A 21573-nucleotide genomic window follows, 5' to 3' on the forward strand; every position below is an offset into this window, starting at 1 on the left:
CCTCGCCGGGCGCCTTGCCAGCGCTGTACCCCACCGCCGTACACTGGCCGGGGGATCTCTGGCACTCTGGAGGAGCGAGTGCCAGTCGGACCTCGCGCCGGGCCCGGTGAGCGATGAGCACCGGTGGCCGGCGGCCGGGCGCCCGGAAGCGGGGCGGCCGGGACCGGACGCGACGACAGCTGGAGGTGTGCGCCATGCTCAGCGAACGCAGGCTCGAGGTGCTGCGCGCCATCGTCCAGGACTATGTGGGCACCGAGGAACCCGTGGGTTCCAAGGCGCTCACGGAGCGGCACAACCTGGGTGTCTCGCCGGCCACCGTCCGCAACGACATGGCGGTGCTGGAGGACGAGGGCTTCATCGCCCAGCCCCACACCAGTGCCGGGCGCATCCCGACCGACAAGGGCTACCGGCTCTTCGTGGACAAGCTGGCGGGGGTCAAGCCCCTGTCCCTGCCGGAGCGCCGGGCCATCCAGAACTTCATGGACGGCGCGGTCGACCTCGACGACGTCGTGGGCCGTACGGTACGGCTGCTCGCGCAGCTGACCAGGCAGGTCGCGGTCGTCCAGTACCCCTCGCTGACCCGCTCGACGGTGCGCCACGTGGAGCTGCTGGCACTGGCCCCCGCGCGGCTGATGCTGGTGCTGATCACGGACACCGGACGGGTCGAGCAGCGCATGATCGACTGCCCCGGACCTTTCGGGGAGACCTCGCTGGCGGACCTGCGGGCCCGGCTGAACAGCCGGGTGGTCGGGCGCCGCTTCACCGACGTCCCCCAGCTGGTGCAGGACCTGCCCGAATCCTTCGAGGTGGAGGACCGGGGCACGGTCACGACGGTGCTCGCGACCCTGCTGGAGACCCTGGTCGAGGAGACCGAGGAGCGGCTGATGATCGGCGGCACCGCCAACATCACCCGCTTCGGGCACGACTTCCCGCTGACCATCCGGCCGGTGCTGGAGGCGCTGGAGGAACATGTCGTCCTGCTCAAGCTGCTCGGCGAGGCCAAGGACTCGGGCATGACCGTACGTATCGGGCACGAGAACGCCCATGAGGGCCTCAACTCCACGTCCGTCGTCGCGGTCGGCTACGGTTCGGGCGACGAGGCAGTCGCAAAACTCGGCGTGGTCGGACCGACCCGCATGGACTACCCCGGAACGATGGGAGCGGTACGCGCAGTGGCACGTTACGTCGGACAGATCCTGGCGGAGTCGTAAGTGGCCACGGACTACTACGCCGTACTCGGCGTACGCCGCGACGCGTCCCAGGACGAGATCAAGAAGGCGTTCCGGCGGCTCGCCCGCGAGCTGCACCCGGACGTCAACCCCGATCCCAAGACGCAGGAGCGCTTCAAGGAGATCAACGCCGCCTACGAGGTCCTGTCGGACCCGCAGAAGAAGCAGGTCTACGACCTCGGCGGCGACCCGCTCTCCGGCAGCGGCGGCGGGGGCGGCGCGGGCGGCTTCGGAGCCGGCGGCTTCGGCAACTTCTCCGACATCATGGACGCCTTCTTCGGTACGGCGTCCCAGCGCGGCCCGCGCTCGCGCACCCGGCGCGGCCAGGACGCGATGATCCGGCTGGAGATCGACCTCAACGAGGCGGCCTTCGGCACGACCAAGGACATTCAGGTCGACACGGCGGTGGTCTGCACCACCTGCTCCGGCGAGGGGGCCGCGCCCGGCACCTCGGCGCAGACGTGTGACATGTGCCGTGGCCGTGGTGAGGTCTCGCAGGTCACCCGGTCCTTCCTGGGTCAGGTCATGACCTCGCGGCCGTGCCCGCAGTGCCAGGGCTTCGGTACGGTCGTGCCGACGCCGTGCCCGGAGTGCGCGGGCGACGGCCGGATCCGTTCGCGCCGCACGCTCACGGTCAAGATCCCGGCCGGTGTCGACAACGGCACGCGCATCCAGCTCGCGGGCGAGGGCGAGGTCGGCCCGGGCGGCGGTCCCGCCGGTGACCTGTACGTCGAGATCCACGAGGTGTCGCACCCGGTCTTCCAGCGGCGCGGCGACGATCTGCACTGCACGGTGACCATTCCGATGACGGCGGCGGCGCTGGGCACGAAGTGCCCGCTGGAGACGCTGGACGGGGTGGAGGAGATCGACGTCCGGCCGGGCACGCAGTCGGGCCAGTCGATCCCGCTGCACGGCCGCGGCATCACCCATCTGCGGGGCGGCGGCCGGGGCGACCTGATCGTGCACGTCGAGGTGATGACGCCGTCGAAGCTGGACCCGGAGCAGGAGAGGCTGCTGCGGGAGCTGGCGAAGCTGCGCGGCGAGGAACGGCCCACGGGGCAGTTCCAGCCCGGGCAGCAGGGGTTGTTCTCGCGTTTGAAGGACGCGTTCAACGGCCGGTAGGTCCGGTGGCCCGGCGGCGCGGGGCTGGGTGTGCGGCCGGGGGTCCGGGGGTGGCCCCCCGGGTGGGCACAGTCAGCCCGGGCAGCAGGGGCTGTTCTCGCGTTTGAAGGACGCGTTCAACGGCCGGTAGGTCTACGCCCGCTCTCCCCGCCCCCGTCCTATCGCCGGCCGTCCGTACCGCCCGGCGATACGGACGGGGCGGCACCGATCCACGCCCCCGCACACCACGTAAACCTTTGGCACAAGCCTGATACGAGTCCGGTTCGAAGCTGTCGCAAAAGACATGGCACGATGCACCCATGTCCTCCGCACTGACCGATCTCTGCCGGTACCCGATCGTGCAGGCCCCCATGGCGGGCGGCGCTTCCTGTCCGCAGCTGGCCGCCGCCGTGTCCGGGGCCGGGGGGCTGGGTTTCCTCGCCGCCGGTTACAAGACCGCCGACGGCATGCGCGACGAGATCAAACAGCTGCGGGGGCTCACCGGCCGGCCCTTCGGCGTCAACCTGTTCATGCCGCAGCCGCACCACGCCGACCACGCGGCTGTCGAGGTGTACAGCAACCAGCTCGCCCACGAGGCCAGTTGGTACGAGACCCCGCTGGGCAATCCCGACGCCGGCCGGGACGACGCCTACGAGGCCAAGCTGGCGATCCTGCTCGACGATCCGGTACCGGTCGTCTCGTTCACCTTCGGGTGTCCGACCCGGGCCGTGTTCGACGCCTTCGCCGAGGTGGGGACGTTCACCATTGTCACGGTGACCACGCCGGAGGAGGCCCAGACCGCGCAGTGGTCCGGCGCCGACGCCGTCTGTGTGCAGGGGATCGAGGCCGGCGGGCACCAGGGCACGCACCGCGACGACCCGGACGCCGACGGCGCGGGGATCGGCCTGCTCTCGCTGGTGCCGCTGGTCAGGGAGAGCGTGCAGGTGCCGCTGATCGCCGCGGGCGGGCTGATGCGCGGCGGTCAGATCGCGGCGGTGCTCGCGGCGGGCGCGGACGCGGCGCAGCTCGGCACGGCCTTCCTGGTGTGCCCGGAGTCCGGCGCCAACGTGCTGCACAAGCAGGCGATGACGAATCCGCTGTTCGTACGGACGGAGCTGACCCGGGCCTTCTCCGGCCGGCCCGCCCGTGGGCTCGTCAACCGCTTCATGCGCGAGCACGGCCCGTACGCGCCGCCCGCCTACCCGGAGGTCCACCATCTCACCTCGGGGCTGCGCAAGGCGGCGGCCAAGGTCGGCGATCCCCAGGGGATGGCGCTCTGGGCCGGGCAGGGCCACCGGATGGCCCGTGAACTGCCGGCCGGCCGGCTGGTCGAGGTGCTGGCCGGTGAACTCGACGCGACGCGCGCCTCGTTGATGCCGGGACTGGGCCACATCTCGTGACCGCGCCCGTTTTCGTCGTGGCCGGCTTCGACGCCGGTGTCGGGCCCGGTGTCGATTCCGGTACCGGCGGCCGTTTCGTCCTGGACGGGCCGGAGGGGCGGCACGCGGTCTCCGTGAAGCGGCTGCGCCCGGGCGAGGACGTGGTACTGACGGACGGTCAGGGGCGGTGGGCCGATGGCGTGGTGCTGGCCGCGGAGGGCAAGGACCGGCTGGTGGTCCAGCTGGCCACGGTCGCCGAGGAGCCGCCGGAGACGCCGCGTATCACCGTCGTCCAGGCCCTGCCCAAGGGCGACCGGGGGGAACTCGCCGTCGAGACCATGACGGAGACCGGGGTGGACGCGATCGTCCCGTGGACTGCCTCGCGCTGCGTGACGCAGTGGAAGGGCGACCGGGGGGCCAAGGCGCTCGCCAAATGGCGCGCGACGGCCCGCGAGGCGGGCAAGCAGTCGCGCCGTGTGCGGTTCCCCGAGGTCACGGACGCCATGACGACCAAGCAGGTCGCCGCGTCGCTGGCGACGGCGGACTTCGCGGCCGTCCTGCACGAGAGCGGTGAGGAGCCGCTGGCGACCGCGGCGCTGCCGGACAGGGGCTCGATCGTCCTGGTCGTGGGACCCGAAGGCGGCGTCGCTCCCGAGGAGTTGACGGCCTTCGCCCAGGCGGGCGCCAGGCCGTACCGCCTGGGGCGGAGCGTTCTGCGCACGTCCACCGCCGGCACGGCGGCCACGGCCGTCCTCATGGCCCGCACCGGCCGCTGGTCCTGACCGCGGCACGGACCCGCCGGTCGCCGGTCGACGGCCCGGACCCTCGGTCGTCGATCCTCGGCACGGGCCTGTGCGGCTCTGGCCTGCGCCCCGCCCGTACCCGCCCGTATCTGCCCGTACCCGCCCGCCGGTCGGTGACGGCGGGTACGGCCGGCCATGACGCCCCTCAAAGACCCGCCGCCGAAGCGGATAGCGGCCGATACCATGCATGCGTACGGATCATCCTGATCACCGGCACCGGTGGCACCGGGTGTCGCTCGGCGATGCCGGGGCGGCCGAGGATGTCCGGTGATCGACGGCAGCGAGGAGGCCGGGAGCATGGCCGGAGAACCACAGGCCGACTGTCTGTTCTGCAAGATCGTCGCCGGGGAGGTGCCGGCCACCGTCGTGCGTGAGTCGGAGACCACCGTCGCCTTCCGCGACATCAACCCGCAGGCGCCGACCCACGTCCTGGTCATCCCCCGGGTCCACTACCCCGACGCGGGCAGCCTCGCCGCGGCCGAGCCGGGGATCGCCGCCGACGTCCTGCGCGAGGCCGCCGCGGTCGCGAACCAGGAGAAGGCCGACGGCACGGGCTACCGGATCGTGTTCAACACCGGCGCCGGCGCGGGCCAGACCGTCTTCCACGCGCACGCCCATGTCCTGGGCGGCCGTGGCTTCAACTGGCCTCCCGGGTAACCGTCTTGTCCGTACGCGAACTGGTGGTGCTGGGCACCGCGAGCCAGGTGCCCACCCGGCACCGCAACCACAACGGCTACCTCCTGCGCTGGGACGGCGAGGGACTGCTCTTCGATCCGGGCGAGGGCACGCAGCGCCAGATGCTGCGCGCCGGCGTGGCCGCCCACGACATCCACCGGATCTGCGTCACGCACTTCCACGGCGACCACTCGCTCGGCCTGGCCGGCGTCATCCAGCGCGTCAACCTCGACCAGGTCCCGCACCCGATCACCGCGCACTACCCGGCGAGCGGACAGCGCTTCTTCGAGCGGCTGCGCTACGCGACGGCCTACCGCGAGACCGCCTCGCTGACCGAGGCACCGGTCGAGAGGGACGGCGTACTCGCGCGTACGCCCGCGTACACCTTGGAGGCGCACCGGCTCTCGCACCCCGTCGAGTCGTACGGCTACCGCCTCACCGAACCCGACGGGCGCCGGATGCTCCCGGACCGGCTCGCCGCGCACGGCATCAAGGGACCGGACGTCGGCCGGCTCCAGCGCGAGGGCGTGCTGAACGGTGTCTCGCTCGACGAGGTCAGCGAGGTCCGCCGGGGCCAGCGCTTCGCGTTCGTCATGGACACCCGGCTCTGCGCCGGCGTGCACGCCCTGGCGGAGGGCTGCGACCTGCTGGTCATCGAGTCGACGTTCCTGGACGAGGACGAACGCCTGGCGGCCGACCACGGTCATCTCACCGCGGGCCAGGCGGCCCGGGCCGCGCGGGACGCGGGCGTACGGCATCTGGTGCTCACGCACTTCTCGCAGCGTTACGGGGACCCGGACGAGTTCGAGCGCCAGGCGCGTGCGGCGGGCTTCGACGGCGAACTGACGGTCGCGGCGGACCTCGTACGGGTACCTCTGCCGAAACGGTCCGGCTGACGGCGGGACGGGGTCCGGACCGGTCGCGACCGAGGCATCGGGCGGGGTTCGGGACCGGTCGTGAGCGAGGCGCCGTGCGGGTTCCGGACCGGTCGCGACCGAGGCGCCGCGCGCACGCGTGTGTGACGCGCGTGTGACAGGTACGACGCGCGCGTGACAGGTTCGTGAGCGCCGCCGGCCGCCGCACGGCCGGCGACCGCCCCCGCGGCCCGGATGCGGACGTCCGGGCGTCGGCCGCGGCCCCGCGGATCGGGCAGACTGTCCGGATCCGCACGCGACCGGGAGCCCGCCGTGATCACACCCACTGGAGACCCGCAGGACCACATCGCCCATGTCGATCCGCTCGGCGCGCTGCGCGCACCGGACGATCCCCCGTGCGACGTCTACCTCACCGGCACGGTCTTCCTCGACATCATCTTCACCGGCCTGGACTCGGCGCCCGTGCGCGGGACGGAGTCCTGGGCCCGGGGCATGGGATCGAGCCCCGGCGGCATCGCCAACATGGCCACCGCCCTGGCCCGCCTGGGGCTGCGGACGTCGCTCTCCGCCGCCTTCGGGGACGACCACTACGGCGAGTACTGCTGGGACGCGCTGGAGCAGGGCGAGGGCATCGACCTGAGCCGGTCCCGCACGGTGCCCGGCTGGCACTCGCCGGTCACCGTCTCCATGGCGTACGAGGGCGAGCGGACCATGGTCTCGCACGGCCACGAGGCCCCGCCGCCCGAGGGCGCGCTCCCGGAGTGCCCGCCCCGCGCGCGGGCCGCCGTGGCCGCGCTCGCGCCCGGCCGGCGCGACGAGTGGATCGCCGGCGCCGCCCGTGGCGGAGCCCGGATCTTCGCCGACGTCGGGTGGGACGACACCGGCCGCTGGGACCTGGCGGGGCTGGCCGATCTGGAGCACTGCGAGGCGTTCCTGCCGAACGCCGAGGAGGCCATGCGCTACACCCGCACCGACTGCCCCCGCGCCGCCGCGTGGCGGCTCACCGACCGGGTGCCGGTGGCCGTGGTGACGCTGGGCTCGGAGGGCGCGTACGCGGTCGACGGCGCCACCGGCGAGACCGCCGAGGTCCCCGCGATCGGGGTGGAGGCCCTGGACCCGACGGGCGCGGGCGATGTCTTCGTGGCCGGTTTCGTCACCGGTACGCTCGCCGGCTGGCCGCTGGCCGACCGGCTGGCCTTCGCCGGGCTGACCGCCGCGCTCTCGGTGCAGGAGTTCGGGGGCTCGCTCTCCGCGCCCGGCTGGGCCGAGGTGGCGGCCTGGTGGGAGTACGTGCGGTCCTGCTCGGAGCAGGATCCGGCGGCGCTGCGGCGCTATGCCTTCCTGGCGGACCTGCTGCCCTCGCCGGCTCGGCCTTGGCCGCTGCGCAGGGCCGTCCCGACGATCGGTTTCGGCCGCTCCGGCTGACCCGGCCCCGGGGGACGCGACGGGTGTGCCGGCTCACGCCCGCCGCGGTGAACGGCGGGGGACGGCGGTGAACAGTGGTGAGAGGCACGGGAAAAGCCCTAGGGGCTTGTCACTGGGGCGCCGTACGCTGGTAGGCGAGAGGTTGTCGAGCAGCGAGAACCGTTCAACAGGAGGTATGTGCAGGCCACAGAGCCGGCCCATGACTCAGACACCCATAGACCGGACCCCGGCAGCGGGGCAGGCACACGCTCGGTTCACCGTTCCCGCCAAGCATCCCATGGTGACGGTCCTTGGCTCCGGTGACTCCCTGCTGCGAGTGATCGAAAACGCTTTCCCGGCGGCGGACATCCATGTCCGGGGAAATGAGATCAGCGCCAGTGGCAGCGCGGCGGACGTCGCGCTCGTGCAGCGTCTGTTCGACGAGATGATGCTGGTGCTCCGCACCGGTCAGCCGATGACGGAGGACGCAGTGGAACGTTCGATCGCCATGCTCAGGGCGAGCGAGAACGGCGGTGCGGACGGTTCCGAGACGCCCGCCGACGTGCTCACGCAGAACATCCTGTCGAGCCGCGGCCGGACGATCCGCCCCAAGACCCTCAACCAGAAGCGCTATGTCGACTCCATCGACAAGCACACGGTCACGTTCGGCATCGGCCCGGCCGGTACGGGCAAGACGTACCTGGCCATGGCCAAGGCCGTCCAGGCACTGCAGGCCAAGCAGGTCAACCGGATCATCCTGACCCGGCCGGCCGTCGAGGCGGGGGAGCGGCTCGGGTTCCTGCCCGGCACGCTCTACGAGAAGATCGACCCCTATCTGCGCCCGCTCTACGACGCGCTGCACGACATGCTCGACCCCGACTCGATCCCGCGCCTGATGGCGGCGGGCACGATCGAGGTCGCGCCGCTGGCCTATATGCGTGGAAGGACGCTCAACGACGCGTTCATCATCCTCGACGAGGCGCAGAACACGAGCCCCGAGCAGATGAAGATGTTCCTGACGCGGCTCGGCTTCGACTCGAAGATCGTCATCACGGGCGACGTCACCCAGGTCGACCTGCCCGGCGGCACGAAGAGCGGTCTGCGCCAGGTCCAGGAGATCCTGGAGGGCGTGGAGGACGTGCACTTCTCCCGGCTGACGTCGCAGGATGTCGTACGGCACAAGCTCGTCGGCCGTATTGTCGACGCGTACGAGCGGTACGACGACCGGAACGGGTCGTAGGCCGGGCCACCCCGGGAACGGGTCGTGGCGCACCTTTGGAACAGAGGCTGGAGAACAGCGGCGCACCATGTCGATCGACGTCAACAACGAGTCCGGCACCGAGGTCGACGAGCAGGCGCTCCTCGATGTCGCGCGCTACGCGCTCACCCGGATGCGTATCCACCCGCTCTCCGAACTCTCGGTGATCGTCGTGGACGAGGCCGCCATGGAGCAGCTGCACATCCAGTGGATGGACCTGCCGGGGCCCACGGATGTCATGTCCTTCCCGATGGACGAGCTGCGTCCGCCGGCCAAGGACGAGGAGGAGCCCCCGCAGGGTCTCCTCGGTGACATCGTCCTCTGCCCCGAGGTCGCCAGGAAGCAGGGCGAGGAGGCCCCGACGCGGCACACCATGGACGAGGAGCTCCAGCTGCTCACCGTCCACGGTGTGCTGCACCTCCTCGGCTACGACCACGAGGAGCCGGACGAGCGGGCCGAGATGTTCGGGCTCCAGGCGGCCATCGTGGACGGCTGGCGGGCCGAGCGCGGCCTGACCGGCCCGTCTCCCGCGCCGACCGTCTCATGACCGCGCAGCTGATCGTCGGCGCGGTCGCGCTGGTCGTGGTGGCCTGGCTGGCCGCGTGCGCCGAGGCGGGCCTGGCCCGGATCACCAGCTTCCGGGCGGCCGAGGCCCTGCGCTCGGGGCGCAGGGGCGCGGCCAAGCTGGCGCAGATCGCCTCCGACCCGACGCGCTATCTGAACGTGGCGCTGCTGGTCCGGGTCGCGTGCGAGATGGCGGCGGGCGTGCTGGTCACGTACGTCTGCCTGAACCAGTTCGCCCGTACCTGGGTGGCGCTGGTCGTGGCGATCGGGGTGATGGTGCTCGTCAGCTATGTCGCGGTGGGGGTCTCACCGCGCACGATCGGCCGCCAGCACCCGCTGAACACGGCGACGGCCGCCGCGTACGCGCTGCTGCCGCTGGCCCGGGTCATGGGCCCGGTGCCGCAGTTGCTGATCCTTCTCGGTAACGCGCTCACGCCCGGAAAGGGCTTCCGCAAGGGGCCGTTCGCGAGCGAGGCGGAGCTGCGGGCGATGGTCGACCTGGCCGAGCAGGAGTCCCTCATCGAGGACGAGGAGCGCCGGATGGTGCACTCGGTCTTCGAGTTGGGGGACACGCTCGTACGCGAGGTGATGGTCCCGCGCACGGACCTGGTGTCCATCGAGCGCTTCAAGACGATCCGTCAGGCGCTGACGCTGGCGCTGCGCTCCGGCTTCTCCCGGATCCCGGTGACGGGGGAGAACGAGGACGACATCGTCGGCATCGTCTATCTGAAGGACCTGGTCAGAAAGACGCACATCAACCGGGAGTCGGAGGCCGACCTGGTCTCCACGGCGATGCGGCCCGCCGCCTTCGTGCCCGACACGAAGAACGCGGGGGACCTGCTGCGCGAGATGCAGCAGGAGCGCAGCCATGTGGCGGTCGTGATCGACGAGTACGGCGGCACGGCCGGCATCGTCACGATCGAGGACATCCTGGAGGAGATCGTCGGTGAGATCACCGACGAGTACGACCGCGAGCTGCCGCCGGTGGCGGAGCTCGGAGACGGCTCCTACCGGGTGACGGCCCGGCTGGACATCGGTGACCTCGGGGCGCTGTTCGGCTTCGACGAATACGACGACGAGGACGTGGAGACGGTCGGCGGGCTGCTGGCCAAGGCGCTGGGGCGGGTGCCGATCGCGGGTGCCACGGCGACGGTCGAGCTGCCCGACGGGCGCATGCTGCGCCTGACGGCAGAGTCCCCGGCCGGCCGCCGGAACAAGATCGTCACGGTCCTCGCGGAGCCGGTCCGGGAGGAGGCGCCGGCGTCATGACGCCGGACGAACTCACCGCGTGCTGCCTGGCGTTGAACGGGACGTCCACGGACTCCCCGTTCCCGCGCAGCCCCGGGGTCACGGTGTTCCGGGTGGGCGGGAAGATCTTCGCGATCTGCTCGCTTGAGGACCGCCCGCTGAAGGTCTCGCTCAAATGCGACCCGGAGGAGGCGATCCGCCTGCGCGCCACCCACCCGGAGATCGTCCCGGGCTGGCACCTCAACAAGCGCCACTGGAACACGGTGACGGTCGGCCCGCTCCCGGCGAGGATGGTGCGGGAGCTGGTCGAGGACTCGTACGACCTGGTGGTGGCGGGCCTGCCGAGGGCGGACCGGCTCCGGCTCGACCGGCCCTGACGGGTCCCGCGTCCCAGGGGGCCCCGGCGAGTCCGGGGGAGTTCTGGCGAGTTCCGACGAGTTCTGACGAGTTCCGGCGGACGAGGCCGGGGGAGCTGACAGGGCCCGGGAGAGCGTCCGCGTCCCGGCGGACGGGACGCCCCGTCCGCCGGGCCCCCGCCCGCGCTGCCTATGCTCGGCACATGACTCAGAGCACCGATGCCGCCACCGGCCTCGACCCCGAGGACCGCAAGATCATCACTCTCGCCCGCAGCGCTCGTGCGCGCAACGGTGTGCCCGAGGGCGCGGCGGTACGGGACGAGACGGGGCGCACCTACGTCGCCGGCACCGTGGAGCTGGACTCCCTCAAGCTGAGCGCGCTGCGCACGGCCGTCGCCATGGCTGTCGCGAGCGGCGCCACCTCGCTGGAGGCCGCGGCCGTCGTCACCGACGCCGACGGCGCCTCGGACGAGGACCGCGCGGCCGTCCGGGACCTGGGCGGCGCGGCGACCCCGGTCCTGGTGGCGGGCCCCGACGGGGTGCTGCGGGTGACCGTCCCCGCGGGCTGACCGGGAGGCGGGCGTGACGGGCCGGACCTGGGCGGCGGAGCGGCTGACGCGTCCGTGGCGGCGCCGAGCACGCCACCGTTCACGACGCCGAGCGCGCCACCGATCAGGACGCCGGCCGCGCGGTCGGCCAGGGCGCCGGCCGCGGTCCGACCGCGACCCGGGCGGCCGTGACGGCCCCCGCCTGGTCGGTGGCGCGCGCGCGATCGGGGAGAATGGGCGCCATGAGCGCTCGTACCTCCCTTCCCGAGACGGCCGAAGCCCCCCACCGGGCCGGCTTCGCCTGCTTCGTCGGCCGCCCCAACGCGGGCAAGTCCACCCTCACGAACGCTCTCGTCGGCCAGAAGGTGGCCATCACCTCCAACCGGCCGCAGACCACCCGGCACACGGTGCGCGGCATCGTGCACCGGCCGGAGGCGCAGCTGATCCTGGTCGACACCCCCGGCCTGCACAAGCCGCGCACGCTGCTCGGCGAGCGGCTGAACGATGTCGTGCGCACGACCTGGGCAGAGGTCGACGTGATCGGTTTCTGTCTGCCCGCCGACCAGAAGCTCGGTCCCGGTGACCGGTTCATCGCCAAGGAACTCGCCGCGATCAAGAAGACGCCGAAGGTCGCCGTCGTCACCAAGACGGACCTCGTCGACTCCAAGACGCTCGCCGAACAGCTGATCGCGATCGACAAGCTCGGCCGGGAGCTGGGCCTGGAGTGGGCGGAGATCGTCCCCGTCTCGGCCGTCGGCGACCAGCAGGTCGGACTGCTGGCGGACCTGCTCGTCCCGCTGCTCCCGGAGAGCCCGCCCCTCTATCCGGAGGGCGACCTCACCGACGAGCCGGAGCAGGTGATGGTGGCCGAGCTGATCCGGGAGGCCGCGCTCGAGGGCGTACGGGACGAGCTGCCGCACTCGATCGCCGTCGTCGTGGAGGAGATGCTGCCGCGCGAGGACCGCCCGGCGGACAAGCCGCTGGTGGACATCCACGCGAACGTCTACATCGAGCGCCCCAGCCAGAAGGGCATCATCATCGGCCCGAAGGGCAAGCGGCTCAAAGAGGTCGGCACGAAGTCCCGCAAGCACATCGAGGCGCTGCTCGGCACGCCGGTCTTCCTCGATCTGCATGTGAAGGTCGCCAAGGACTGGCAGCGCGACCCCAAGCAGCTGCGGAAGCTGGGCTTCTGAACTTTCGCCGGCCGGGTCCGGCCGTTTCCGGTCCGGACCCGGCCGACGAGCCGCAGGCCCGGACCCCCGTCCCTTGCCTGCGCGGTTAATAACGTCGTTATTAACCATAACAGCGTTACGCTGCTCCTGTGTCAACCACAGATTCCCCACGACCCGGTCCGGCCGGCCGTTCCTCGGGCGCCGACTCGACGGACGCGAACTCGATACGCCGCCGACTGCTGGACGAGGCCGCGCGGGTGCTCGCCGAGCGAGGGCCCGCGGCGCTGAGCGCACGACGACTGGTCCGCGAGGTCGGGGCCTCGACCATGGCCGTCTACACGCACTTCGGCTCCATGCCCGCGCTGGTGCGCGAGGTGATACGCGAGGGGTTCGCGCGTTTCATGGAGCGTCTGAAAAAGGTGCGCACGGACGACGAGGACCCGGTGGCCGAGCTGTTCGCGCTCTGCCGCGTCTACCGCGAATTCGCCGTCGCGGAGCCGCACGTGTACGCGGTGCTGTTCGGCGGCTCGGGACTCGCGGGCTTCGAACTCGACGACTCCGACCGCGACATGGGGGTCTACGTCCTGCGCGTCCCACGCGACGCGATCGTGCGGGCGATGGCCCTGGGCCGGTTCAGGGAGGCGGACTCCTGGCTGGTCGTACGGCAGTTGTGGTGCCTGCTGCACGGACTCAGCGACCTGGAGCGCACCGGTTATCTGCGTGCCGACCATCTGGGCGGCGGAGTCGGCCTCGGGGACTTCCTGGAACTCGTGCTGCGGGACTTCGCGGTCGGCGCGGGGGACACGGTGGAGGCCGCCACCGCCTCCCTGGCGGAGTCCGCCGGCCGGAACTCCTGATCCCGGTGCCGGTGCCGGTGCCGGTGTCGGTGCCGGTGTCGGCTCTCGGGCGGGCACCGACACCGACGCCCCTGGCTCAGGCGCCCTCCTTGAGGACGCGTGAGACCAGGGCGCGCTGCGCCTCGGAGAGGCGTGGGTCGGCGCAGCGGACCGTACGGCCGTCGACCGCGATCTCGTAACTGAAGCCGTCCGGCACGGCTCCGCCGGAGCCCGCGCCGGGGCCGTCGTCGGCCAGCGCGCGCTCGGCCAGCGCCCGCCACTCGCGGGCCTCGGTGTCGGGCAGGGGCGCGGTGTCGACCTCGGCCGTCCGCTCGATGCCGGCGAAGCCGCCTGTGCGCCGTACGTGGATACGCATGGGTCCCTGTCTAGTACGTGACGGACGAGGGCGTAAGGGGTCCTCGCGCTATGAGCGCCCGCGCCCGTCGCGCTCCCGCGGACGGGTCACGTCGTGGGAACACCCACCTGGGACCACGCCTTGGTCACCGCTTCCAGCTCCTCCCCGGATCCGTAGCGGGACCGCGCCGCCGCCAGGGTCAGCTTGGCGAAGTCCGCGAAGTCCGCGTCCACCGCCAGCTCGCCGCCGGTCAGCACGTCGAACCAGATCTGCCCCGCCCGCTCCCACGCCTTGCCGCCCAGCCGCTCGGCGAGCAGGTAGAACGCGTGGTTGGGGATCCCCGAGTTGATGTGCACCCCGCCGTTGTCCTGGTTCGTGCGGACGTAGTCCTCCATGGTCCCGGGCTGCGGGTCCTTGCCGAGCACGTCGTCGTCGTACGCCGTGCCGGGGGCCTTCATGGACCGCAGCGCGACGCCCGTGACACCCTCCGCGAGCAGGCCCTCGCCGATCAGCCAGTCGGCCTGCTCGGCGGTCTGGTCCAGGGTGTACTGCTTGACCAGGGAGCCGAAGACGTCCGACATCGACTCGTTCAGCGCGCCGGACTGGCCCGAGTAGCTCAGATTGGCCGTGTACTGGGTCAGGCCGTGGGTCAGCTCGTGGCCGATCACGTCGACCGGCAGCGTGAAGTCCAGGAAGATCTCCCCGTCACCGTCTCCGAACACCATCTGCTCGCCGTCCCAGAAGGCGTTCCCGTACTTCTCGTCGTAGTGGACGCTCGCGACGAGCGGCAGCCCGGCACCGTCCAGCGAGTCCCGTCCGTACGCCGTCAGCAGCAGCTCGAACGTGGCGCCGAGGCCGCTGTACGCCCGGTTGACCGTCGCGTCCCGACCCGCTTCCTGCCCCTCGGAGCGGACCTTCTTCCCCGGCAGGGTGGTGCCGTGCTCGCAGTCGTGGATGGTGCGGTCCGGCTTTCCCGCGGCCTCGGGGGAGCGCTCGGCGCGCGCGGCGGCCGGCCGGGCCCCGGAGGCCATCAGCAGCTGGCGGCGGGTGCGGCGGGCGGCGTCCGCCTCCAGGGTGCGGCGGGCGGTGCCGGACACGTCCGGGTTGTCGGCCTGGGAGAGCTTGTCGAGGACGTGCGGCGGCACGATGGTGCAGAAGACTGGCGTGATGGCGTCCATAAGAACCAATGTGGCAGTCGGTCGTCCCTCTGTCACTGATTGCGACCATGATTGCTGAATTCGGGTGGTCTGTCGCTGTTTGATGTTTCGACGCCGTTGTTCGTATGTTTGATATTTCGCGCATACGTGTCGGCCGTGTCCCTTGCGCGCGATGGATGGGTGGCCGATTCCGCATGCTGATACGGATCCGCACGGACGGCGCCGCTCCGCTAGGCTGCCACGCATCATGCGTTTCGGGCTGCTTCTCCTTAGCTGCCGCGGCGAGGGCCTGTAGTCGAGGCCGACCCCCTCCCCGCGGAGTCTGGTGTTGCGGTAGTCCCGCCCCGTCGGCCGTCCCAGCGGACACACGAGGAGCCCCGCGCAATGTCTGACCGTTCGACCTCTCCCGCCTCCGTCGGTCGCCCCACACCCGTCACCAACGCGACCCACACCCAGAAGCCGTCCGGGATGCCGATCCACAAGTACGGCCGGTACGAGGCCGTGGACATCCCCGACCGCACCTGGCCCGACCGGCGCATCACCGCCGCCCCCCGCTGGCTGTCCACCGACCTGCGGGACGGCAACCAGGCGCTGATCGACCCCATGTCCCCGGCGCGCAAGCGGGAGATGTTCGACCTGCTGGTCCGCATGGGCTACAAGGAGATCGAGGTCGGGTTCCCGTCCTCCGGGGAGACCGATTTCGCCTTCGTGCGGTCGATCATCGAAGAGGGGGCGATCCCCGAGGACGTGACGATCTCCGTCCTGACTCAGGCGCGCGAGGAGCTGATCGAGCGCACCGTCGAGTCGCTGCGCGGCGCCCACCGCGCCACGGTCCACCTCTACAACGCCACCGCCCCCACCTTCCGCCGGGTCGTCTTCCGCGGCACGAAGGACCAGGTCAAGCAGATCGCCGTGGACGGTACGCGGCTGGTGATGAAGTACGCGGAGAAGCTGCTGGGGCCCGAGACCGCCTTCGGCTACCAGTACAGCCCGGAGATCTTCACCGACACCGAGCTGGACTTCGCCCTGGAGGTCTGCGAGGGCGTCATGGACGTCTGGCAGCCCGAGGCCGGCCGCGAGATCATCCTGAACCTGCCGGCCACCGTGGAGCGTTCCACGCCCTCCACGCACGCGGACCGCTTCGAGTGGATGTCCCGCCACCTGTCCCGCCGTGAGCACGTCTGTCTGTCCGTGCACCCGCACAACGACCGGGGCACGGCCGTGGCCGCCGCCGAACTGGCCATCATGGCCGGTGCGGACCGGATCGAGGGCTGCCTGTTCGGGCAGGGCGAGCGCACCGGCAACGTCGACCTGGTCACCCTGGGGATGAACCTGTTCTCGCAGGGTGTCGACCCGCAGATCGACTTCTCGCAGATCGACGAGATCCGTCGGACGAGCGAGTACTGCAACCAGATGGAGATCCACCCGCGCCACCCCTACGCGGGCGATCTGGTCTACACCGCCTTCTCCGGCTCCCACCAGGACGCCATCAAGAAGGGCTTCGACGCGCGGATCGCCGAGGCCGCGGAGCGGGGCAAGCCGGTCGACGAGACCGTGTGGGACGTGCCGTACCTGCCGATCGACCCCATGGACGTGGGCCGTTCCTACGAGGCGGTCATCCGGGTCAACTCCCAGTCCGGCAAGGGCGGCATCGCCTATGTCCTGAAGAACGACCACAAGCTCGACCTGCCCCGCCGGATGCAGATCGAGTTCTCGCGGATCATCCAGGCCAAGACCGACGCCGAGGGCGGCGAGGTCACCCCCGGCCAGATCTGGTCGGTCTTCCAGGACGAGTACCTGCCCAACCCGGACAACGCCTGGGGCCGCGTCCAGCTGCGCTCCGGCCAGACCACGACCGACACGGACGGCAAGGACACGCTCACCGTCCGGGCCGTGGTGGACGGCGAGGAGACCGTGCTGAGCGGCACCGGAAACGGTCCGATCTCCGCGTTCTTCGAGGCCCTGGCGACGATCGGCGTGGACGCCCGGCTGCTGGACTACCAGGAGCACACGATGAGCGAGGGCGCGAGTGCGCAGGCCGCCTCGTACATCGAGTGCGCCATCGACGGACAGGTGCTCTGGGGCATCGGGATCGACGCGAACACCACGCGCGCGTCGCTGAAGGCGGTCATCTCCGCGGTCAACCGCGCGTCACGCTGACACCCGGGTCTTCACCGGCCCCGCCTCCGCACGAACCCCGCCTCTTCACGAACCCCGCCCGCCGTTGAGCGGAGGGCGGGGTTCGGCCATGTCGTGGCGATCTCACGACGCGGTGCTGACGCCGCCTCGACGATGTGGCTAACATCACGTCAATGCGGCAATGTTGCCGGAGCGTTACGGAGGTGCGCCACGTGCTGCCAGCTCAGGGGCCCAAGCGTCCAATCGTCCGACATGTGCGCTTCTGCGGCATTCGTACGTCCTGGAGCACGGTCGGCGACGGCGAGTTCTTCTGCCCCGGCTGCGGGGGCGACCGCAACTACCGCCGCCGGACGGGCCTTCGCCGCTTCACCGTGCTCGGCATCCCGCTGCTCTCCCGGGGGGCCACCGGGCCGGTCGTCGAATGCGCCGCCTGCCACGGCCGCTTCGGCACGGACGTGCTCGACCACCCCACCACGGTCCGGTTCTCCGCGATGCTGCGCGACGCCGTGCACACGGTCGCGCTCGCCGTCCTCGCCGCCGGCGGCACCACCTCCCGTACGGCCCGGGAGACCGCCGTCGGCATCGTGCGCTCGGCCGGGGCCGAGGACTGCACGGAGGAGCGGCTCATCGACCTGGTCGCGGCGCTCGCCGCGGACACCGGCCGGTTCGTCATGGACCCGGGCCCGTGCGGCGCGGCGCTCGCCATCGAGCTGCACGAGGCGCTGGAGCCGCTGGCCCCGCACCTGGCGCTCGCCGGCCGGGAGTCGATCCTGTTGCAGGGCGCGCGGATCGCGCTGGCCGACGGGTCGTACAGCCCGGCGGAGCGCGAGGTGCTGAGCATCGTCGGCGGCGAACTCCAGCTCTGCTCGGACGACACGGCGAGACTGCTGCTGGCGGCTTCGGCGACGCTGCCCTGAGGGCAGCGGCCGTCCCGGCGCGGGGAGGCGCGCCGTGCGGGGACACGGGGAAACGTCCTGCGGCGGCGAAACGTCCTGCGGCGGCGCGGGAGGGTCGGGGAGGGCCGCCAGGGGCAGGGCGGGAGCGGCGCGGCACCGTGGGAGGACGGTGGGAAGGACCAGCCCCGCCCGTGCGGGACAATGGCCCCTATGAGTCTGTTCCGGGACGACGGCATAGTGCTGCGCACCCAGAAGCTCGGTGAGGCCGACCGCATCATCACGCTTCTGACCCGTGGCCATGGCAGGGTCCGCGCCGTCGCCCGGGGGGTACGGCGTACGAAGTCCAAGTTCGGCGCGCGGCTGGAGCCGTTCTCGCATGTCGACGTGCAGTTCTTCGCGCGCGGCAGCGAACTCGTCGGCCGCGGGCTGCCGCTGTGCACCCAGAGCGAGACCATCACTCCGTACGGTGGCGGAATCGTCACCGACTACGCCCGCTACACCGCGGGCACCGCCATGCTGGAGACCGCCGAGCGCTTCACCGACCACGAGGGCGAGCCGGCCGTCCAGCAGTACCTGCTCCTCGTCGGCGGCCTGCGCACGCTCGCCCGCGGGGAGCACGCCCCCCATCTGATCCTGGACGCGTTCCTGCTGCGCTCCCTCGCCGTCAACGGTTACGCGCCGAGCTTCGAGGACTGTGCCAGGTGCGGGCTGCCCGGCCCGAACCGGTTCTTCTCCGTCTCTGCGGGCGGGGTCATCTGCGTCGACTGCCGGGTGCCCGGCAGCGTCGTACCCTCCGCGGAGGCCGTCGGGCTGCTGAGCGCGCTGCTGACCGGCGACTGGGAGACCGCGGACGCGTGCGAGGCGCGGCACGTCCGGGAGGGCAGCGGGCTGGTGTCCGCCTATCTGCACTGGCATCTGGAGCGCGGCCTGCGCTCGCTCAGATACGTAGAGAAGAACGACTCGCCCGGACACGCAGAGAAGAACGAGGAGACAAGAGCGCATGGCACGACGCGGAATCCTGGGACGCTCCAACCGCGAGTACCGGACGCCGGAGCCGCACCCCTCCGGTGAGACGCCGCCGAAGATCCCCGGCGAGCTGATCCCCAAGCACGTGGCCTGCGTCATGGACGGGAACGGCCGTTGGGCCAAGGAGCGCGGCCTGCCCCGCACCGAGGGGCACAAGGTGGGCGAGGGCGTGGTCCTCGACGTGCTCAAGGGCTGCCTGGAGATGGGCGTCAAGAACCTCTCGCTGTACGCCTTCTCCACCGAGAACTGGAAGCGCACCCCGGACGAGGTGCGCTTCCTGATGAACTTCAACCGCGATGTCATCCGGCGCCGCCGCGACGAGATGGACGAGCTGGGGATCCGGATCCGCTGGGTCGGCCGGATGCCCAAGATGTGGAAGTCGGTGGTCCAGGAGCTCCAGGTCGCGCAGGAGCAGACCAAGAACAACGACGCCATGACGCTCTACTTCTGCGTCAACTACGGCGGGCGCGCCGAGATCGCGGACGCGGCGCAGGCCCTCGCCGCCGATGTGGCGGCGGGCCGGCTGGACCCGGCGAAGGTCAACGAGAAGACGTTCGCGAAGTACCTGTACTACCCGGACATGCCGGACGTGGACCTGTTCCTGCGCCCGAGCGGTGAGCAGCGCACCTCCAACTACCTCATCTGGCAGAGCAGTTACGCGGAGATGGTCTTCCAGGACGTCCTGTGGCCGGACTTCGACCGGCGGGACCTGTGGCGGGCGTGCCTGGAGTACGCCTCCCGGGACCGGCGCTTCGGCGGGGCCCTGCCCAACCAGCAGACCGGGGCGGCCGCGGGCGGCGCTGGCGCGTAGAGCCCCTTACGGCGGAGCGACGACCGAGGAAACCGGTGGGGCCCGTGATCGCGTCTGATCACGGGCCCCACCGGTTCTCCCGAGCGTCGTGCACGAGCCACGTCGTGTATGAGCCACACACCGGGCTCATGGACCGGGCCGGCGGGCCGGTGCGCGGGCCGACGCGTGGACCGGCCGGGCGCGCTCGGCGTCAGTTCCTGCCGGACGCCGCCGTCGCCTCCGCGCACTCCGCGCACGTGCCGAAGATCTCGACCGTGTGCGCCACGCTGACGTACCCGTGCTGTGCGGCGATGGTCTCGGCCCACTGCTCGACCGCGGGCCCCTCGACCTCCACGGCCTTGCCGCAGACCCGGCACACCAGGTGGTGGTGGTGATCGCCGGTCGAGCAGCGCCGGTACACCGACTCGCCGTCGTTCGTCCGCAGCACGTCGACCTCGCCGGCGTCGGCCAGCGACTGGAGCGTGCGGTAGACCGTGGTCAGGCCCACCGAGTCGCCGCGGTGCTTGAGCATGTCATGAAGCTCCTGCGCGCTGCGGAACTCCTCGACCTCGTCGAGTGCCGCCGCCACGGCGGCGCGCTGGCGTGTTGATCGGCCGCGCACGGGGGCCGCGCTTGATCCACCGCTGGGCGCAGTCGTCACAGGTGCCTCCTTGCCTCTGCCCGAGTCCGTCGGGCGTTGCCCGCTTTCAACGGGCCATTCTGCCAGCTCGACCTCACACGGTGACATCGTCGCCGGACCGGCGCGCGGGGGTACGCCTCCGGGGGCGCCCGCCCCGCGCGCCCCATCGGCCACCGTAGTCCCCGCGTCTCAGGTTGTGGCGCCGGTGCCGGTCGTGGCGGTCGTGGCGGTCGTGGTGGCCGGTTCCCGTTCCCCGGGGAGTTCGGCCTCCGTGTCGAGTTCGGCCTCCGTGTCCCGCGCCGTACGGGCCCGGCGACGGGCCAGCGGCGCGGCGAGCACGGTCAGCACCACGAACACGGCGATCGCCAGCAGCACGATCGTCGCGCCGGGCGGTACGTCCTGGTAGTACGAGGTGACCGTCCCGGCCAGGGTCACCGCCGTACCGATCACCACGGCGAGCACGAAGGTCACCACGAACGAGCGGCTGACCTGCTGCGCCGCCGCCACCGGCACCACCATCAGCGCGCTCACCAGCAACAGCCCGACCACGCGCATCGCGACCGTGACCGTCACCGCGGCCGTGACGGCGATCAGCAGGTTCAGCGCCCGCACCGGCAGCCCGGTGACCCGGGCGAACTCCTCGTCCTGGCTGACCGCGAACAACTGTCGCCGCAGCCCGACCGTCACGAGCACCACGAACGCGGCGAGCAGGGAGATCGCCGTGACGTCCGCGGGCGAGACCGTCGACAGCGAGCCGAAGAGGTAAGAGCTGAGATTGGCGTTGGAGCCGTTCGGCGCGAGGTTGATCAGCAGCACACCGCCCGCCATCCCGCCGTAGAAGAGCATGGCCAGCGCGATGTCGCCGCGGGTGCGCCCGTGCGCCCTGATCAGCTCCATCGTGATCGCGCCGGCGACCGAGACCAGCGTGGCCATCCACACGGGGCTGGCGGAGAGCAGGAAGCCCAGGCCGACACCGGTCATCGCGACATGGCCGATGCCGTCGCCCATCAGGGCCTGACGGCGCTGTACGAGGTAGATGCCGACGGCGGGCGCGGTGATGCCGACCAGCACGGCCGCGAGGAGCGCGCGCTGCATGAAGGCGGTCTGGAGGATTTCCATGGG

22 protein-coding genes are annotated in these 21573 nt (G+C 71.5%); 18 read left to right on the top strand and 4 right to left on the bottom strand.

Features of this window, described 5'->3' with window-relative positions; genetic code table 11:
- The first annotated feature begins 194 nt into the window (after window positions 1-194).
- From hrcA to IG02_RS0129555, 14 genes are all read left to right on the top strand, one after another.
- A complete protein-coding gene (gene hrcA / locus IG02_RS0129485) occupies window positions 195-1211 on the top strand; it encodes a heat-inducible transcriptional repressor HrcA (RefSeq protein ID WP_030754639.1) in 1017 nt (338 codons plus the stop codon).
- Window positions 1212-2351: a molecular chaperone DnaJ gene (gene dnaJ, locus IG02_RS0129490; RefSeq protein WP_030754641.1), complete on the top strand. Its 1140-nt coding sequence runs from the start codon at window positions 1212-1214 to the stop codon at window positions 2349-2351.
- 299 nt (window positions 2352-2650) lie between these two features.
- Window positions 2651-3730, top strand: coding sequence for a nitronate monooxygenase (locus IG02_RS0129495; RefSeq protein ID WP_030754643.1), 1080 nt, complete (start codon window positions 2651-2653; stop codon window positions 3728-3730).
- Window positions 3727-4491: a 16S rRNA (uracil(1498)-N(3))-methyltransferase gene (locus tag IG02_RS0129500; protein ID WP_030754645.1), complete on the top strand. Its 765-nt coding sequence runs from the start codon at window positions 3727-3729 to the stop codon at window positions 4489-4491. The genes IG02_RS0129495 and IG02_RS0129500 overlap by 4 nt, the downstream gene beginning before the upstream one ends.
- A gap of 318 nt (window positions 4492-4809) precedes the next feature.
- Entirely contained in the window at window positions 4810-5169 is a 360-nt protein-coding gene (locus IG02_RS0129505) for a histidine triad nucleotide-binding protein (protein WP_030754647.1), read from the top strand.
- 5 nt (window positions 5170-5174) lie between these two features.
- The gene (locus IG02_RS0129510) at window positions 5175-6083 is read left to right on the top strand and encodes a ribonuclease Z (RefSeq protein ID WP_030754649.1); all 909 of its coding nucleotides are present in this window, start codon (window positions 5175-5177) and stop codon (window positions 6081-6083) included.
- 213 nt (window positions 6084-6296) lie between these two features.
- Window positions 6297-7487 carry a PfkB family carbohydrate kinase gene (locus IG02_RS0129515; protein WP_078854933.1) on the top strand — a complete coding sequence of 397 codons (1191 nt, stop codon included), beginning with the start codon at window positions 6297-6299 and terminating at the stop codon, window positions 7485-7487.
- Between the two features lie 199 nt (window positions 7488-7686).
- Window positions 7687-8706, top strand: coding sequence for a PhoH family protein (locus tag IG02_RS0129520; protein ID WP_078854934.1), 1020 nt, complete (start codon window positions 7687-7689; stop codon window positions 8704-8706).
- A gap of 67 nt (window positions 8707-8773) precedes the next feature.
- A complete protein-coding gene (gene ybeY, locus IG02_RS0129525) occupies window positions 8774-9271 on the top strand; it encodes an rRNA maturation RNase YbeY (RefSeq protein ID WP_030754655.1) in 498 nt (165 codons plus the stop codon).
- Entirely contained in the window at window positions 9268-10557 is a 1290-nt protein-coding gene (locus IG02_RS0129530; RefSeq protein WP_030754656.1) for a hemolysin family protein, read from the top strand. Before ybeY ends, IG02_RS0129530 begins: the two co-directional genes overlap by 4 nt.
- Window positions 10554-10913, top strand: coding sequence for an MmcQ/YjbR family DNA-binding protein (locus IG02_RS0129535; protein ID WP_030754658.1), 360 nt, complete (start codon window positions 10554-10556; stop codon window positions 10911-10913). The genes IG02_RS0129530 and IG02_RS0129535 overlap by 4 nt, the downstream gene beginning before the upstream one ends.
- Window positions 10914-11095: 182 nt before the next feature.
- A complete protein-coding gene (locus IG02_RS0129540; protein WP_030754661.1) occupies window positions 11096-11461 on the top strand; it encodes a cytidine deaminase in 366 nt (121 codons plus the stop codon).
- 221 nt (window positions 11462-11682) lie between these two features.
- Complete coding sequence (gene era / locus IG02_RS0129550) at window positions 11683-12633, top strand: GTPase Era (RefSeq protein WP_030754663.1); 951 nt, start codon at window positions 11683-11685, stop codon at window positions 12631-12633.
- Window positions 12634-12761: 128 nt separating this feature from the next.
- Complete coding sequence (locus tag IG02_RS0129555; protein ID WP_234314954.1) at window positions 12762-13469, top strand: TetR/AcrR family transcriptional regulator; 708 nt, start codon at window positions 12762-12764, stop codon at window positions 13467-13469.
- 76 nt (window positions 13470-13545) lie between these two features.
- Here IG02_RS0129555 and IG02_RS0129560 read toward each other — a convergent pair whose 3' ends face one another.
- Window positions 13546-13824, bottom strand: coding sequence for a protealysin inhibitor emfourin (locus IG02_RS0129560; protein WP_030754668.1), 279 nt, complete (start codon window positions 13822-13824; stop codon window positions 13546-13548).
- Window positions 13825-13910: 86 nt separating this feature from the next.
- A complete protein-coding gene (locus IG02_RS0129565; protein ID WP_030754670.1) occupies window positions 13911-14981 on the bottom strand; it encodes a M4 family metallopeptidase in 1071 nt (356 codons plus the stop codon).
- 363 nt (window positions 14982-15344) lie between these two features.
- Between IG02_RS0129565 and leuA the strand changes: the two genes are divergently transcribed.
- The 4 genes from leuA (at window position 15345) to IG02_RS0129585 (ending at window position 19832) form a co-directional block, all read left to right on the top strand.
- On the top strand, window positions 15345-17120 hold the full coding sequence (gene leuA, locus IG02_RS0129570) for a 2-isopropylmalate synthase (RefSeq protein ID WP_030754671.1): 1776 nt from the start codon (window positions 15345-15347) through the stop codon (window positions 17118-17120).
- A 191-nt stretch (window positions 17121-17311) separates the two neighbouring features.
- Complete coding sequence (locus IG02_RS0129575) at window positions 17312-18016, top strand: TerB family tellurite resistance protein (RefSeq protein WP_051765886.1); 705 nt, start codon at window positions 17312-17314, stop codon at window positions 18014-18016.
- Between the two features lie 189 nt (window positions 18017-18205).
- Entirely contained in the window at window positions 18206-19066 is an 861-nt protein-coding gene (gene recO, locus IG02_RS0129580; protein WP_234314955.1) for a DNA repair protein RecO, read from the top strand.
- The gene (locus tag IG02_RS0129585; RefSeq protein WP_030754679.1) at window positions 18996-19832 is read left to right on the top strand and encodes an isoprenyl transferase; all 837 of its coding nucleotides are present in this window, start codon (window positions 18996-18998) and stop codon (window positions 19830-19832) included. The genes recO and IG02_RS0129585 overlap by 71 nt, the downstream gene beginning before the upstream one ends.
- Window positions 19833-20022: 190 nt before the next feature.
- Here IG02_RS0129585 and IG02_RS0129590 read toward each other — a convergent pair whose 3' ends face one another.
- Both IG02_RS0129590 and IG02_RS0129595 read right to left on the bottom strand, forming a co-directional pair.
- Complete coding sequence (locus IG02_RS0129590; protein ID WP_030754681.1) at window positions 20023-20472, bottom strand: Fur family transcriptional regulator; 450 nt, start codon at window positions 20470-20472, stop codon at window positions 20023-20025.
- Between the two features lie 168 nt (window positions 20473-20640).
- Window positions 20641-21570, bottom strand: a complete 930-nt coding sequence (locus tag IG02_RS0129595; RefSeq protein WP_051765873.1) for a metal ABC transporter permease — start codon at window positions 21568-21570, stop codon at window positions 20641-20643.
- Window positions 21571-21573 lie beyond the last annotated feature (3 nt).

This window comes from Streptomyces sp. NRRL F-5135 (assembly GCF_000719775.1).
In the GTDB taxonomy this organism is placed as follows: domain Bacteria; phylum Actinomycetota; class Actinomycetes; order Streptomycetales; family Streptomycetaceae; genus Streptomyces; species Streptomyces hebeiensis.

What these genes read in the sequence shown, in the direction of transcription:
- recO (WP_234314955.1), top strand. Translation starts at nt 18,206, where the DNA reads ATGAGTCTGTTCCGGGACGACGGCATAGTGCTGCGCACCCAGAAGCTC.
- IG02_RS0129595 (WP_051765873.1), bottom strand. Translation starts at nt 21,570, where the DNA reads ATGGAAATCCTCCAGACCGCCTTCATGCAGCGCGCGCTCCTCGCGGCC.
- IG02_RS0129505 (WP_030754647.1), top strand. Translation starts at nt 4,810, where the DNA reads ATGGCCGGAGAACCACAGGCCGACTGTCTGTTCTGCAAGATCGTCGCC.
- IG02_RS0129585 (WP_030754679.1), top strand. Translation starts at nt 18,996, where the DNA reads ATGGCACGACGCGGAATCCTGGGACGCTCCAACCGCGAGTACCGGACG.
- IG02_RS0129540 (WP_030754661.1), top strand. Translation starts at nt 11,096, where the DNA reads ATGACTCAGAGCACCGATGCCGCCACCGGCCTCGACCCCGAGGACCGC.
- ybeY (WP_030754655.1), top strand. Translation starts at nt 8,774, where the DNA reads ATGTCGATCGACGTCAACAACGAGTCCGGCACCGAGGTCGACGAGCAG.
- IG02_RS0129495 (WP_030754643.1), top strand. Translation starts at nt 2,651, where the DNA reads ATGTCCTCCGCACTGACCGATCTCTGCCGGTACCCGATCGTGCAGGCC.
- era (WP_030754663.1), top strand. Translation starts at nt 11,683, where the DNA reads ATGAGCGCTCGTACCTCCCTTCCCGAGACGGCCGAAGCCCCCCACCGG.
- IG02_RS0129530 (WP_030754656.1), top strand. Translation starts at nt 9,268, where the DNA reads ATGACCGCGCAGCTGATCGTCGGCGCGGTCGCGCTGGTCGTGGTGGCC.
- IG02_RS0129560 (WP_030754668.1), bottom strand. Translation starts at nt 13,824, where the DNA reads ATGCGTATCCACGTACGGCGCACAGGCGGCTTCGCCGGCATCGAGCGG.
- IG02_RS0129520 (WP_078854934.1), top strand. Translation starts at nt 7,687, where the DNA reads ATGACTCAGACACCCATAGACCGGACCCCGGCAGCGGGGCAGGCACAC.
- leuA (WP_030754671.1), top strand. Translation starts at nt 15,345, where the DNA reads ATGTCTGACCGTTCGACCTCTCCCGCCTCCGTCGGTCGCCCCACACCC.
- hrcA (WP_030754639.1), top strand. Translation starts at nt 195, where the DNA reads ATGCTCAGCGAACGCAGGCTCGAGGTGCTGCGCGCCATCGTCCAGGAC.
- IG02_RS0129535 (WP_030754658.1), top strand. Translation starts at nt 10,554, where the DNA reads ATGACGCCGGACGAACTCACCGCGTGCTGCCTGGCGTTGAACGGGACG.
- IG02_RS0129515 (WP_078854933.1), top strand. Translation starts at nt 6,297, where the DNA reads ATGCGGACGTCCGGGCGTCGGCCGCGGCCCCGCGGATCGGGCAGACTG.
- IG02_RS0129565 (WP_030754670.1), bottom strand. Translation starts at nt 14,981, where the DNA reads ATGGACGCCATCACGCCAGTCTTCTGCACCATCGTGCCGCCGCACGTC.